General features: G+C 34.8%; 12 protein-coding genes and 1 pseudogene. 12 read left to right on the top strand and 1 reads right to left on the bottom strand.

Annotated elements, in window-relative coordinates; all coding sequences use genetic code 11:
* Positions 1 to 162 (top strand): annotated as a pseudogene (locus DB895_RS05995) (IS1595 family transposase); the annotation flags it as partial.
* Between the two features lie 55 nt (positions 163 to 217).
* Here DB895_RS05995 and DB895_RS05990 read toward each other — a convergent pair.
* On the bottom strand, positions 218 to 1,579 hold the full coding sequence (locus DB895_RS05990; protein ID WP_116724455.1) for a threonine/serine exporter family protein: 1,362 nt from the start codon (positions 1,577 to 1,579) through the stop codon (positions 218 to 220).
* Positions 1,580 to 1,903: 324 nt separating this feature from the next.
* Between DB895_RS05990 and pckA the strand changes: the two genes are divergently transcribed.
* The 11 genes from pckA (at position 1,904) to DB895_RS05930 (ending at position 13,953) form a co-directional block, all read left to right on the top strand.
* Positions 1,904 to 3,538 (top strand): phosphoenolpyruvate carboxykinase (ATP), encoded by a 1,635-nt coding sequence (gene pckA / locus DB895_RS05980; RefSeq protein WP_116724453.1) that lies wholly within the window; start codon positions 1,904 to 1,906, stop codon positions 3,536 to 3,538.
* Positions 3,539 to 3,906: 368 nt separating this feature from the next.
* Positions 3,907 to 4,764, top strand: a complete 858-nt coding sequence (hisG, locus tag DB895_RS05975) for an ATP phosphoribosyltransferase (RefSeq protein WP_116724452.1) — start codon at positions 3,907 to 3,909, stop codon at positions 4,762 to 4,764.
* Positions 4,765 to 4,880: 116 nt separating this feature from the next.
* Positions 4,881 to 6,167, top strand: a complete 1,287-nt coding sequence (gene hisD / locus DB895_RS05970) for a histidinol dehydrogenase (protein ID WP_116724451.1) — start codon at positions 4,881 to 4,883, stop codon at positions 6,165 to 6,167.
* 12 nt (positions 6,168 to 6,179) lie between these two features.
* On the top strand, positions 6,180 to 7,232 hold the full coding sequence (gene hisC / locus DB895_RS05965; RefSeq protein WP_116724450.1) for a histidinol-phosphate transaminase: 1,053 nt from the start codon (positions 6,180 to 6,182) through the stop codon (positions 7,230 to 7,232).
* 2 nt (positions 7,233 to 7,234) lie between these two features.
* Positions 7,235 to 8,371 (top strand): bifunctional histidinol-phosphatase/imidazoleglycerol-phosphate dehydratase HisB, encoded by a 1,137-nt coding sequence (gene hisB, locus DB895_RS05960; protein ID WP_116724449.1) that lies wholly within the window; start codon positions 7,235 to 7,237, stop codon positions 8,369 to 8,371.
* Positions 8,372 to 8,478: 107 nt separating this feature from the next.
* Complete coding sequence (gene hisH / locus DB895_RS05955) at positions 8,479 to 9,060, top strand: imidazole glycerol phosphate synthase subunit HisH (protein WP_116724448.1); 582 nt, start codon at positions 8,479 to 8,481, stop codon at positions 9,058 to 9,060.
* 47 nt (positions 9,061 to 9,107) lie between these two features.
* Entirely contained in the window at positions 9,108 to 9,845 is a 738-nt protein-coding gene (gene hisA, locus DB895_RS05950) for a 1-(5-phosphoribosyl)-5-[(5-phosphoribosylamino)methylideneamino]imidazole-4-carboxamide isomerase (protein WP_116724447.1), read from the top strand.
* Between the two features lie 26 nt (positions 9,846 to 9,871).
* On the top strand, positions 9,872 to 10,627 hold the full coding sequence (hisF, locus tag DB895_RS05945) for an imidazole glycerol phosphate synthase subunit HisF (RefSeq protein WP_116724446.1): 756 nt from the start codon (positions 9,872 to 9,874) through the stop codon (positions 10,625 to 10,627).
* 31 nt (positions 10,628 to 10,658) lie between these two features.
* The gene (gene hisIE / locus DB895_RS05940) at positions 10,659 to 11,258 is read left to right on the top strand and encodes a bifunctional phosphoribosyl-AMP cyclohydrolase/phosphoribosyl-ATP diphosphatase HisIE (RefSeq protein WP_116724445.1); all 600 of its coding nucleotides are present in this window, start codon (positions 10,659 to 10,661) and stop codon (positions 11,256 to 11,258) included.
* A 121-nt stretch (positions 11,259 to 11,379) separates the two neighbouring features.
* The gene (locus DB895_RS05935; RefSeq protein ID WP_116724444.1) at positions 11,380 to 12,519 is read left to right on the top strand and encodes an alpha/beta hydrolase; all 1,140 of its coding nucleotides are present in this window, start codon (positions 11,380 to 11,382) and stop codon (positions 12,517 to 12,519) included.
* Positions 12,520 to 13,953 (top strand): leucyl aminopeptidase family protein, encoded by a 1,434-nt coding sequence (locus DB895_RS05930; RefSeq protein WP_116724443.1) that lies wholly within the window; start codon positions 12,520 to 12,522, stop codon positions 13,951 to 13,953.

Below are 13,953 nucleotides of genomic sequence, written 5' to 3'. Positions count from 1 at the left end.
TGAATCAACTGTTTTAAAAGATATACAAACGCGAGAAAAATCAAATCAATGCAGATATTTAAAGCAAAGGTTTTGACGGATCATACATCGGATCAAATAAATCAAACAATACAGGAATCCATATCTGAAAAAAGTATTCTATTTACAGATAAAAGTACATCATAGGCTAGTGATAGCTAGTATTATAGGGTAGGACTGAAAACGGACAATCAAAAAATTAATTTATCACATCAGTCCTTTTGAACAATTTTTTAATCAGCACATTCAAATCTTTTCCTTTCACTGTATAGGATTTGAATACAATAATAGGAAATGCAACTCCGAAAGCAAGGGCAAAAAGAATGAAAATTGTGGTAATTCCGTAGGAAAAAGTTTCAATAACTTCGCTAACAGGTGGTTTTTGTTCTCCATTATTGCTAATCCAATCAATCATTCCCATCATAAATTTGTAACTAATCAAACCTGGAATCATATTGATTACGGCGGGAATCATAAAAATAATGGGAGGTGTATGGGTTCTATGGGCAAAATACATTCCAGAAATACCCACAAATGAGGAAGCGATAAAAATGGATAGAATAAGATTAATATCCAATTCTTTAAACAGTAGATATTTTATAAAATAGCCAAGAGACCCAAGTAAAAAAACGGTCCATAAGGCTCTTTTTGGAGTGTTGAACATGAGTGCAAATCCCAAAGAAGTGATTCCTCCAAAAATTAACTTGGAAGCCTGTAGCGCAACACCTTCGGGTTCAAAGGATGTTTTTACCAACATTTGAAAATTTGAAAAATCAAAACAACTAAATGACTTGATGAACGGCATGTTGAAAATCATATTTGAAGTAAAAAAGCCAAAGGCAATCATTAAAATAGCCATTAAACTATAAATAAAGCGAGCGGTACCCGATTCAAAATACCCTTCTAAATAATCAATGAAAGAATTAATCATAATAGCACCAGGAATAAGGTATAATATGGACACAATTAAAGCTTGCTCTACTTGCAAATGAAAAAAGATGCCTGCAAAATGTATAATTAGCGTTGAAAGAGTAGAGGCAATGAAAAATGTAAACAAATGATTGTGATGTTTTAATACCAAAGTTCTTCTCACATAATACCCTGCAAAAGTAGATAAGTAAACAATAAAGGCTTGTAGCCAATCTCCATCAAATAACATGCAAAGAGCTACACTGGCCAGTGGAGCAAAAAGATAAAGCTGAAGATTGGAGTATATCTTCTTAGATTTTATTTGCTCTAATGTTGATTTTATTTCAGAAATAGGAATTTTGTTTTCAATGACATCCCAAGATAAAATGCTAATTTCTGAAATAGTTTCAAAATTGAGCCCTTTTGCCTTAACAGTCCGGGCAAGGGTATGAGCTTTAAACTTGTTGTGTTTGTATATTGAAATTACGATTCCAGTATAGGTTAGCACTAACTCACAATGAAACCCCAATCCCTTGGCAATTCGTTCTAAATTTCGAATAATCCTTGCGGTATGAGCACCGCTGGTAATCATCATTTCTCCAATTTCAGTGAGCAATTCCAATACAATTTGTGTTTTTCTTTCTTCACTCATTTTATGTGACTTTTATCTGGTATTATCGCTTGAGAGAGCAGTATAAAACAATCAATTGTAATACTAAAAATTGACTGTGAATAAGGAAAAAATATTTTTTCAGTTTCCATGTGATAAAAACCAGTTTATTTTTTTGTAAATTTAACTCTTTAAAATGGATTAGTACATCTTTTACTTTTAATAAAAACCATTGCGAACCCTTATAAAACACGAAAACGTTTGCGTATTTTTGATATGTAAACATGATAAAAATCAGTTTTTATTTGGTATTAGATTCCTAATTTTGAATAGAATTAAACAAGTAAGAATTTTAAAATTAAGAAAATGAAAAACATTAAAATTATTCAGGAATTACACGATTTAGGAATTACAGGGTATCATGAAGTGGTTTACAATCCTTCCTATGAAGAATTATATGAAGCCGAAGTTTCTCATAAAAGAAAAGGTTTCGAAAAAGGTGCTTTGACAGATACGGGTGCCGTAGCAGTAAAAACAGGAATTTTCACAGGACGTTCTCCTAAAGACAGATACATCGTAAAAGATGACATTACAAAAGATACGATTTGCTGGGACAAAGAACAAGGAATTAGTACACCTAACTATCCTACTACAAAAGAAATATGGGACGATTTAAAAGCGCTTACTTTAAATCAACTTTCTACATCACCTAAATTATATGTTGTTGATGCATTTTGCGGTACAAATATTGACACAAGACTTAAAGTTCGTTTCGTGATGGAAGTAGCCTGGCAAGCACATTTTGTAACCAATATGTTTATTAGACCTTCTATTTATGAATTGGAAAACTTTGGTGAGCCTGATTTCGTTGTAATGAATGGTTCTAAAGCAACTAATCCTAATTGGAAAGAGCAAGGATTAAATTCTGAAAACTTTATTTTATTTAACCTTACTGAAAAAATCCAAATTATTGGAGGAACTTGGTACGGAGGAGAAATGAAAAAAGGTATGTTTGCCATGATGAACTACTACTTACCTTTAAAAGGAATGGCTTCCATGCACTGTTCTGCAAATGTAGGTGAAGACGGTGATGTTGCGGTTTTCTTTGGACTTTCTGGTACCGGAAAAACAACTTTATCTGCTGACCCAAAAAGATATTTGATTGGTGATGATGAACACGGATGGGATGACAATGGAGTATTTAATTTTGAAGGTGGTTGTTATGCGAAAGTTATTGACTTGAGCGAAAATAACGAACCAGACATTTGGAGAGCCATCAAAAGAGATGCTTTATTAGAAAATGTTATCGTTGATGAGTATGGGGAAATCGATTATTATGACCACTCAATTACTGAAAATTCAAGAGTTTCTTATCCAATATACAATATCAGTAAAATTGTATTGCCTTCTAAAGCAGGTCACGCTAGTAAAGTTATCTATCTTTCTGCCGATGCTTTTGGGGTGTTGCCTCCAGTATCAATTTTAGATGAAGACCAAGCTCAATACCACTTCCTTTGTGGATATACCTCTAAATTAGCAGGAACTGAAAGAGGAATTACCGAACCAGAACCATCGTTTTCACCAGCTTTTGGAGAGGCATTCTTGACTTTACATCCAACAATGTACTCTAAAACATTAATTGGAAAAATGAAAGAACACAATGCTAAAGCGTATTTGGTGAACACAGGTTGGAACGGAACCGGAAAAAGAATCTCACTTAAAAATACAAGAGCGATCATTGATGCAATCATCAGTGGCGAAATTGAAGAAGCAGAAACTAGAACTATTCCTTATTTAAATTTAACAATACCAACTTTTTTACCAAACGTTAGCAACGGAATTCTTGATCCAAGAGATACTTACAAAGATAAAGAAGAATGGGTTCGTAAAGCTGTCGATTTATCCTCTCGTTATATTAAAAACTTCGAACAGTATACCAATACTGAGGAAGGAAAAAGATTGGTTGCCGCTGGACCTTCACTTGAAGCTGTCCTTAATTAGAAGATTATAATAAAGTTTTTCATGTTAAAACCTATTTGTAATGTAAAAGTTATAAGTAGGTTTTTTTATTTCTTGATTCAATAGATTATGATATATATAGAGTTGAACATACTTTTTTACCAAATTTTTTTAAATGATTTGTTTTATTAATTCTTTTTAAGTTATATTTGCATAACAATAAAAAAAACATGTTTACAAATCAATTACATCATCACCATTTTAATAATTGCTCTCAAGCGATGTGTTAATGGTATGCGTGTAAATCACTATATTCTAAAACCCGTTTGAGTACATCAAACGGGTTTTTTATTGCCTAAAGGTTGTGCTCAAGCAAAACTATCAAAATTAAAAAATAACAAACAACAAAAATGAGTACCTTAAAAATTGCAATTCAAAAATCAGGTCGTTTAAACGAGGACAGTATTCAAATTCTAAAAGATTGTGGAATTTCCATAGATAATGGGAATGACCAACTTAAAGCACAGGCAACTAATTTTCCCTTGGAAGTCTTATTTCTTAGAAATTCAGATATCCCTCAATATTTGATTGATGGTGTAGTTGATGCAGCTATTGTAGGTGACAATCTTTTGGTTGAAAAAGGAAAAAATATTACCATTGCTCAAAAATTAGGTTTTTCTAAATGCAAAGTTTCCGTGGCAGTACCCAAATCATTCGATTATAAATCCATAAAAGATTTAGATGGAATGCGTATAGCAACATCGTATCCTAATACAGTCAATGAATATTTTAATTCATTTGGATTGACCGTAGACATTCACCAAATTTCTGGATCTGTAGAAATTGCACCCAACATAGGTCTTGCCGATGCGATTGTCGATATTGTTTCCAGTGGTAGCACTTTATTCAAAAACAATCTTAAAGAAGTGGAAGTGATTTTGAAAAGTGAAGCAGTATTAGCCGTTTCTCCTAAAGTTACTCCGGAAACCCAAAAAATCATAGATACACTTCAATTTAGAATTGAATCCGTTTTAAGAGCTAGGAAATCAAAATATATTTTGATGAATGTGCCCAATAATAAGATTGAGGCTGTCGGTAAAATATTACCTGTTTTAAAAAGCCTTACCGTTATGCCACTAGCTGAGGAAGGTTGGAGCAGTGTTCACTCGGTAATAGATAAAGATACCTTTTGGGATGTTATTGATCAACTGAAAGAAGCGGGTGCTGAAGGGATTTTAGTTTGTCCAATCGAAAAAATGGTTTTATAAAGTACAACTTAAGAAGTTTGAAATACGAGATTAAATGCTGAAATTTTTCAATTTTTGACCCGAGCCAGAAAGGCGAACGGACGAAGTAATCATTTAATCTTAAAATTAAATTAAAAATGAACAAAATATACAACCCAACTAAAGAAACTTGGCAATCAATCCTAAAAAGACCAACTGCCAATTTTAATGATATTGAAGAAACTGTAAAAGGAATCTTCAAAGAAGTTCAAACCAAAGGCGATAGTGCTGTTACAAAATATACGTCTCTTTTTGATGGAATAACTATAGGAAACATTGAAGTTTCAGAGAATGAAATCAAGGAAGCAATCAATCTTGTTTCCGATGATTTGAAAAATGCCATCCAATTGGCAAAATCCAATATCGAAAAATTTCATGCTGCACAAAAAACAGCTAAAGTTTTTGTAGAAACAACAGAAGGTGTTCAATGTTGGCAAGAAAAAAGACCCATTCAAAAAATTGGATTGTACATTCCGGGAGGAACCGCACCTTTGTTTTCAACGGTTTTAATGTTAGCAGTTCCTGCTCAAATTGCAGGCTGTCAAGAAGTAGTTTTGTGTTCTCCTCCGGATAAAAGCGGAAAAATTAATCCCGCTATACTTTACACAGCCAACCTATGTGGTGTGACTAAAATATTAAAAGTTGGCGGAATTCAAGCTATTGCCGCAATGACTTTTGGAACAGTTACAATTCCCAAAGTATATAAAATATTTGGCCCAGGAAACCAATTCGTGACCGTGGCAAAACAATTGGCAACCCAATTTGGTGTGGCAATTGATATGCCTGCTGGACCTTCAGAATTGTTGATCGTGGCCGATGACACTGCCGTTCCAGCTTTTATTGCTTCCGATTTGTTGTCGCAAGCGGAACACGGAACCGACAGTCAGGTAATTTTGGTTTCTACTTCAAAAGAATTGATTGATAAAGTGGAAGAGGAAGTTCAAAAGCAACTGGAAGTTTTGCCAAGAAAAGCCATTGCCGAAAAAGCCATTGCCAATTCAAAATTGATTTTTGTCGAAAATGACAAAATTGCCTTGGAATTAATCGACGAATACGGTCCGGAACACTTTATTATTAGTACTAAAGACGAAGATTTTTATGTTCGCAATATAGGAAATGCAGGTTCTGTTTTTATTGGAAATTATACGCCGGAAAGTGCCGGTGATTATGTTTCGGGAACCAATCATACTTTGCCGACAAACGGTTACGCCAAGAATTATTCTGGAGTGAATTTAGACAGTTTTCTTAAAGCGATGACTTTCCAAAAAATATCCGAAATAGGCATTCAAAATATTGGAAAAACGATAGAAATTATGGCAGAAGCCGAAGGATTGCAAGCGCACAAAAATGCAGTTACTTTGAGATTGAAAGATTTAAAAATTTAAAGAGTAAACGAAATGAATTTCGATATAAATAATTTAGTCCGTGAAAACGTCAAGTCGATGAAGCCTTATTCTTCGGCACGTGACGAATTTGAGGACTTTGATACAGCGGATATGATTTTCCTGGATGCCAATGAAAATCCGTTCCAGAATGGCGTGAATCGTTATCCAGACCCACAGCAAAGCAATGTTAAAGTGGTTTTGGCGAAGCAGAAAAATGTAAATCCAAACCAAATTTTATTAGGAAACGGAAGCGACGAAGTATTGGATTTGATTTTCAGGGCTTTTTGCGAACCGAAAGTGGATAACATTATTTCATTGCCACCAACTTACGGAATGTATGGCGTTTTGGCCAATATCAATGCCGTTGAAAACAGGGAAGTGTTGCTTTCCGCAGATTTTCAGCCACAAGCGGACAAGATCTTGGAAGCTGTTGACGAAAATACCAAAATCATCTTTTTGTGTTCGCCAAATAATCCAACAGGGAATTCTTTTTTGAATGAAAGTGTGGTGAAATTATTGAAAAATTTTAAAGGTTTGGTTGTGATTGATGAAGCTTATATCGACTTTTCAGAAAAAGAAAGTTGGTTGGCTAAAATAGACCAATATCCAAATTTGGTTATTACCCAAACACTTTCAAAAGCATACGGTTTGGCAGGAATCCGTTTGGGGATTTGCTATGGTTCTACAGCGGTAATTTCGGTTTTAAACAAAATAAAACCACCTTACAACGTGAATGAATTGACACAATTGAGAGCTTTGGAAAGATTGAGCGACACCGATAAAATTAAATCCGAAATAACTTCCATTATTGCGCAAAGAGAGGAATTACTTAAAGTATTGGTTGATGTGAAATTTGTTAAAAAAATATATCCAACGGAAGCCAATTTCATCTTGATAAAAGTGGATGACGCCAATAAAAGATATGACGAATTAATTGCCAAAGGAATCGTGATTCGAAACCGAACAACACAACCTTTATGTGAAAACACCTTGCGTTTGACTATTGGAACGGAACAAGAAAATAAAAAATTGATGGAAGTTTTGGCTTCTTTAATAAAAGTTTAAAAATGAAGAAAATACTTTTTATAGATCGTGACGGAACGATGGTTTTAGAGCCAAACGATTATCAATTGGACAGTTTTGAAAAATTGGAATTTTATCCAAAAGCCTTTCAATATCTAGGGAAAATTGCTACTGAATTGGATTTTGAATTGGTTATGGTAACCAATCAAGACGGTTTGGGAACGGATTCTCATCCAGAAGACTACTTTTGGCCAGTGCATAATTTGGTAATGAAAGCTTTCGAAAATGAAGGCGTAGTTTTCAGTGAAGTCTTTATTGACAAAACGTTTCCACACGAAAATGTGCCAACCCGCAAGCCGGGAACGGCAATGTTGACGAAATACATCAACAATCCAGAATACGATCTAGAAAATTCATTCGTAATCGGAGACAGAATAACAGACGTTGAATTGGCTAAAAATTTGGGTTCCAAAGCTATTTTCATAAGCACGGATGAAGAATTAGGAAGTGATGAAATTTCGTCCAAAAGACACGAATTGGATGCCGTTATTGCTTTACAAACCACGGAATGGAAAACCATTTATGAGTTTTTGAAATTAGAAGAACGCACCGCTTCAATTACCAGAAAAACAAACGAAACCGATATTTTTATCAACCTGAATCTTGATGGAACCGGGAAAAGTAAAATCGATACCGGTCTTGCTTTTTTCGACCATATGTTAGACCAAATTGCACGTCACGGACAAATGGACCTGGAGATTTTGGTAAAAGGCGATTTGGAAGTTGATGAACACCACACGATTGAAGACACGGCGATTGCCTTGGGAGAAGTTTTTGCGAAAGTATTAGGAAACAAATTGGGAATAGAACGTTACGGTTTTTGTTTGCCAATGGACGATTGTTTGTCACAAGTGGCTATTGATTTTGGAGGTAGAAACTGGTTGGTTTGGGAAACGGAATTCAAACGTGAAATGGTAGGCAAAATGCCAACGGAAATGTTCTATCATTTCTTCAAATCCTTTTCGGATGGAGCAAAAGCCAACATCAACATTAAAGCCGAAGGAACCAACGAGCACCACAAAATAGAAGCCATTTTCAAGGCTTTCGCCAAAGCGATAAAAGTAGCCGTGAAACGCGACACGGAGAAAATGATTTTGCCAAGCACGAAAGGAATGCTTTAATTAAGTCATAATGTCAAAAGTCTTAAAGTCGAAAGTACCTAAATGGTATTTATGCTAAACTTTAAGACTTTAAGACTTTAAGACTTTAAGACTTTAAGACTAAATAAATGAAGATAGTAATCATAAATTACGGAGCAGGAAACATTCAAAGCATTATGTTTGCCATCGAAAGATTGGGATACAAAGCGGTTTTGAGTAACAATCCGGACGAAATAAAAGCTGCCGACAAAGTAATTTTTCCAGGAGTGGGCGAGGCAAGTTATGCAATGAAAATGCTTCAGGAAAGTGGTTTAGATATTCTGATTCCAACATTGAAACAACCTGTTTTTGGAATTTGTTTGGGAATGCAATTGATGTGCAACCATTCCGAAGAAGGCGATACCAAAGGCTTGGGGATTTTTGATGTGGATGTAGTAAAATTTACTTCAAAAGTGAAAGTACCACAAATGGGCTGGAATACTATTTACAATCTAAAATCAGATTTGTTCAAAGGAATTTCAGAAAACGAATACATGTATTTGGTACACAGTTTTTATGCTCCTATTTGTGCCGAAACGATTTCCACGACCAATTACGAACTGGAATATTCGTCGGCGCTGGAAAATGATAATTTCTACGGAACCCAATTTCACCCCGAGAAAAGTGGTGATGTTGGAGAGCAGATCCTTGGGAATTTTTTGAAATTATAAATTAAGTCTTTATGACTTTCGACTTTTAAACTTTAAGACTAATTAGAATGAGAATAATACCAGCAATAGACATCATAGAAGGAAAATGTGTTCGTTTATCAAAAGGCGATTACAATACCAAAATCATATACAACGAAAATCCGCTTGAAGTAGCAAAATCATTTGAAGCACACGGAATTGAATATTTACATTTGGTGGATTTGGACGGAGCAAAATCAAGTAAAATTGTTAATTATAAAATATTGGAACAAATTGCATCCCAAACCAAACTGAAAATTGATTTTGGAGGTGGATTAAAAGCGGATTCGGATTTGAAAATTGCATTTGAATCGGGTGCAAACCAAATCACAGGTGGAAGTATTGCTGTAAAAAACAGAGCAATTTTCGAAAAATGGATTGCTGAATACGGTTCGGATAAAATCATTTTGGGAGCAGATGCCAATAACGAAAAAGTAGCTGTTTCAGGATGGTTAGAAGATTCTGATGAAGATTTGGTGCCATTTATTCAGGATTACCAAAACAAAGGAATTCAATACGTAATTTGCACTGATATTGCCAAAGACGGCATGCTGGAAGGCCCAAGTTTTGAATTATACGCCAAGATTTTGACGGAAGCCAAAGGAATAAAATTAATCGCTTCAGGAGGAATTTCAACCTTTGACGAATTACCAAAATTAGCCGAATTGGGTTGTGAAGGAACGATAATAGGCAAAGCGATTTACGAAGGAAGAATAAGTTTAAAGCAATTAGAAAATTATATCATAACAAACCCGAAAGGTTTTTAAAACCTGTCAGGTTTAATCAATAAAATATGCTTACTAAAAGAATAATCCCTTGTCTTGACATCAAAGACGGACGAACCGTTAAAGGCGTTAATTTCGTTGATTTACGTGACGCAGGTGATCCCGTTGAATTGGCCAAAATCTATTCGGATGAAGGGGCTGACGAATTGGTTTTCTTGGATATTTCGGCGACGGAAGAAAGAAGAAGAACCTTGGTTGATTTGGTTCGAAAAGTGGCAGCAACCATTAATATTCCTTTTACTGTAGGTGGTGGAATTTCCGCTGTAAGTGATGTGGAAGTATTGTTGCAAAACGGTGCGGACAAAGTTTCCATCAATTCCTCTGCGGTTAAAAACCCTCAGTTGATTAATGATTTGGCACAAAAATTCGGGAGCCAATGCGTTGTTGTGGCAATTGATGCCAAACAAATTGATGGCGAATGGATGGTGCATTTGGTAGGAGGTAAAGTACCTACAGAGATAAAATTATTCGATTGGGCACAAGAAGTGGAACAACGTGGAGCGGGAGAAATCCTTTTTACCTCTATGAACCATGATGGAACGAAAAATGGATTTGCAAACGAAGCTTTGGCAACACTTTCTGAATTAGTAAATATTCCCATAATTGCTTCGGGTGGTGCAGGAAATATGCAACATTTTGTAGATACTTTTGTTGAAGGAAAAGCCGATGCGGCCTTGGCGGCAAGCGTATTTCATTTCAAGGAAATTGAAATTAAAACATTAAAAAAAGAACTTAAAAGTAATAATATAGAGGTACGGATTTAGACATTCGACTTTAAAACTTTAGACTAAAATTATGAACATAGATTTTTCAAAAAGTGCACACGGATTGATTCCGGCAATTATTCAAGACAGTGAAACTAAAACGGTTTTGATGTTGGGCTATATGAATGAAGAGGCTTATCAAAAGACATTAGAAACCAAAAAAGTTACTTTTTATAGCCGTTCCAAAAGTAGGTTATGGACTAAAGGGGAAGAAAGCGGAAATTTTTTAAATTTGGTCGATATCAAAAATGATTGTGATAAAGACACGCTTTTAATCAAAGTAAATCCCGTTGGCCCTACATGTCATACAGGTTCTGATAATTGCTGGCAAGAATCTAATAATCAAGAGTATGGTTTTATTTCTAAATTAGAAAAAACCATAAAAGAAAGAAAAGAAAATGCAACTTCTGACAAAAGTTACGTGGCTTCTCTATTTGAAAAAGGAATCAATAAAATTGCTCAAAAGGTTGGAGAGGAAGCCATAGAAGTGGTTATTGAAGCCAAAGACAATAACGATGATTTATTTTTGAGCGAAAGTGCTGATTTGCTATTCCATTACCTGATATTATTACAAGCAAAAGGTTTTCAGTTAGACGATGTTGTATCAGTTTTAAAGGAAAGACAGAAATAAGATTGGATATATTATTGAAATTATCATTTTCTTAATAATTGTAAAAACTTTTTTTTATTTAAACAATCAAAAAACTATATTTACTTTTTAATAAAAAGTATTTATAGTTTTTTGCATTAATATGAATTCCAAAAACAACACTATTTCGCCGGATTTAAACAATGAAATAACCGAACCACAACTTAATATTGTGCTCACCACTGATGAAGATGATTTCCGACCGGTCTACATTTCAGGAAATTTTAACCATTGGCATACCCAGGACAAAAAATTTGAAATGGAAAAAATCGGAAATGGCTTGTACCATTATAAATTTCCTGCCGATTTTAGTTACCCAGAAGAACTGCTGTATAAATATACAAAAGGAGATTGGAGTGAAGTTGAGATTGACAAATATGGCAATCGAACTGAAAATCATTCCTGCAAACAAAGTTCGGGTATTCGTAAGGATCATGTTGACAAATGGAGAAAAAACTGGCTGCCATTCAAACCTAATTTTTTGCCCAAAGTTCACCTAATTTCTGAAGAATTTGAAATCCCACAGTTAAACAAAACAAGAAGAATCTGGGCTTTGCTTCCCCATGATTACGAAACTTCATTAGAACACTATCCCGTTATGTATTTGCAGGATGCACAAAATTTATTCAATGAAAATGCTCAATATGGTAATTGGGAAATTGACAAGAAACTTGCCGTAATGTCCGAATATAATATTGGAAAAATTATTATTATTGCCATTGAACATGCCGAAGAAGATCGCATAAAAGAATACAATGTGGGTAAAACTATTCTTGGTGTTGGACAGGGAAAAAAATATATCCGTTTTATTACAGACACTTTAAAACCGTTCATCGACAAAAAGTTTAGAACCAAGTCTGAACGGGAGTTTACAGGAATAGGAGGGAGCTCCATGGGAGGTTTGGTAAGTATTTTTAGTGGATTGATGTATCCGGAAGTATACGGAAAACTGATGATTTTTTCCCCTTCGCTTTGGGTAATTCCAAAAAGAGATTTTGCAAACATTGATTTTTCTGAATCAGGTGATACAAAAATTTATCTGTATGCAGGTGGTGATGAAAGCGAAACGATGATTGAACATGTGAAAAAATTCAGAAAAAAAATGATAAAAAATGAATTTGTAAGCAACAAAATGAAAATTAATTTAAGTATTAATATGCTCGGTAAGCACAATGAAACCTACTGGAGTGATGAATTCCCTAAGGCGATTGAATGGTTATTTTTTAACACTAAAGACAATTAAATGAAAGCAACAACAATAAAAAATCTAGAAAATTTTACAGGAACCATTTTAATTCCTGTTTTTGAAACCTATTCAAAAAGTTTGGTTCCGATAGAATTTCATGGAGTTTCCGTTTCTTCAAAAGTGTTTTTCGGAAAAAAAGACACGCACTATGTGGTTGAAAAATACGATTCCGTCCATGTTTTTATAGGTTTAGGAAAGACTATCGATTATAAATCCTTGAAAACAATTTTCAGAAGAATCTCTTCCAAACAGAAAGAATCGTTCGGCAATAATGTGGCCTTGTTTTTACCGGAACAATTCAAAGCAGAGCAAGTGGAGGCTGCCCTTTCGGGATTGTACTTGGGAACGTATGATTTGGGACATTATAAAAAAGAAAAAACCGCACATCCTTTATTGAATTCCGATTTTATTTTACAATTGGTATCCAAAGAAAATTATGAAGAAACGGCAATTAGAGCCGTGAAAATAGCTTCGGCACAACTGGAAGTTTTGAATTTGGTTGATTTGCCACCCAATATGATTACACCAAAATACTTGTCCAATTGGGCTGTTGAAAGCGGAAAAAAATTCGGATTTACTACTGAAATTTTAGGACAAGAAGATTCAAAAATAAATAATTTGGAAGCCTTTTTATCTGTTGGAAAAGGAAGCGACAAAGAACCACAATTCGTTATTATGAATTATGTACCTGAAAATGTTGATGCTAAAACACAACATGTAGGTTTAGTAGGAAAAGGGATTACATTCGATACCGGAGGATTAAACATTAAGACTACCGGAATGGTCCATATGAAATGCGATATGGCTGGTGGAGCCGCTGTTTTTGGAGCCATGCAATTGATTTCGGATTTGAAATTGTCGGTAAAAGTTACTGCGATTGTTCCGTGTTGCGAAAATTCCGTTGACAGCAAATCATTTTTACCAAGTGACGTCATCAAAAGTTATAGCGGATATTCTATCGAAATTATTGATACGGATGCTGAAGGACGCTTGGTTTTGGCCGACGGATTATCCTACTTAATCAAAAATTACAAGCCTGAAATTATTGTAGATATTGCGACTTTAACGGGAAGCAGTGTGGGGACTTTTGGTTATGAATGTGGTGCGCTGTTTTCCAATAACGAAACGATTTCAAAAAAACTGCAACAATCCGGAGATGCAGTAGGAGAAAGACTTTGGCCATTACCACTTTGGGATGTTTACAAACAGGATATTGAAAGCGATATTGCCGATGTCAAGAACTATAGCGGTAAACCTGTTGCTGGAGCCATTAGTGCAGCCAAATTTTTAGAGTTTTTCACTGAAGAGCATAAAGCTTGGGCGCATCTTGATGTTGCTGGGGTTTCTTTTGGAGACGACGAATTTGCAAAAAGCAAACACGCAACTGCTTATGGGGTTCATTTATTAACTAAATTTATTGAAAATCTATAA

This window comes from Flavobacterium psychrotolerans, assembly GCF_003097635.1.
Taxonomy (GTDB): Bacteria; Bacteroidota; Bacteroidia; order Flavobacteriales; family Flavobacteriaceae; genus Flavobacterium; species Flavobacterium psychrotolerans.
Note: the sequence above shows the minus strand (reverse complement) of the source record. Positions and strands in the feature narration are given on the sequence as shown.

Coding starts and splice junctions, on each gene's coding strand:
- hisF (WP_116724446.1), top strand. CDS start 9,872: ATGCTTACTAAAAGAATAATCCCTTGTCTTGACATCAAAGACGGACGA.
- hisD (WP_116724451.1), top strand. CDS start 4,881: ATGAACAAAATATACAACCCAACTAAAGAAACTTGGCAATCAATCCTA.
- hisC (WP_116724450.1), top strand. CDS start 6,180: ATGAATTTCGATATAAATAATTTAGTCCGTGAAAACGTCAAGTCGATG.
- DB895_RS05990 (WP_116724455.1), bottom strand. CDS start 1,579: ATGAGTGAAGAAAGAAAAACACAAATTGTATTGGAATTGCTCACTGAA.
- hisG (WP_116724452.1), top strand. CDS start 3,907: ATGAGTACCTTAAAAATTGCAATTCAAAAATCAGGTCGTTTAAACGAG.
- DB895_RS05935 (WP_116724444.1), top strand. CDS start 11,380: ATGAATTCCAAAAACAACACTATTTCGCCGGATTTAAACAATGAAATA.
- hisH (WP_116724448.1), top strand. CDS start 8,479: ATGAAGATAGTAATCATAAATTACGGAGCAGGAAACATTCAAAGCATT.
- hisB (WP_116724449.1), top strand. CDS start 7,235: ATGAAGAAAATACTTTTTATAGATCGTGACGGAACGATGGTTTTAGAG.
- DB895_RS05930 (WP_116724443.1), top strand. CDS start 12,520: ATGAAAGCAACAACAATAAAAAATCTAGAAAATTTTACAGGAACCATT.
- hisIE (WP_116724445.1), top strand. CDS start 10,659: ATGAACATAGATTTTTCAAAAAGTGCACACGGATTGATTCCGGCAATT.
- hisA (WP_116724447.1), top strand. CDS start 9,108: ATGAGAATAATACCAGCAATAGACATCATAGAAGGAAAATGTGTTCGT.
- pckA (WP_116724453.1), top strand. CDS start 1,904: ATGAAAAACATTAAAATTATTCAGGAATTACACGATTTAGGAATTACA.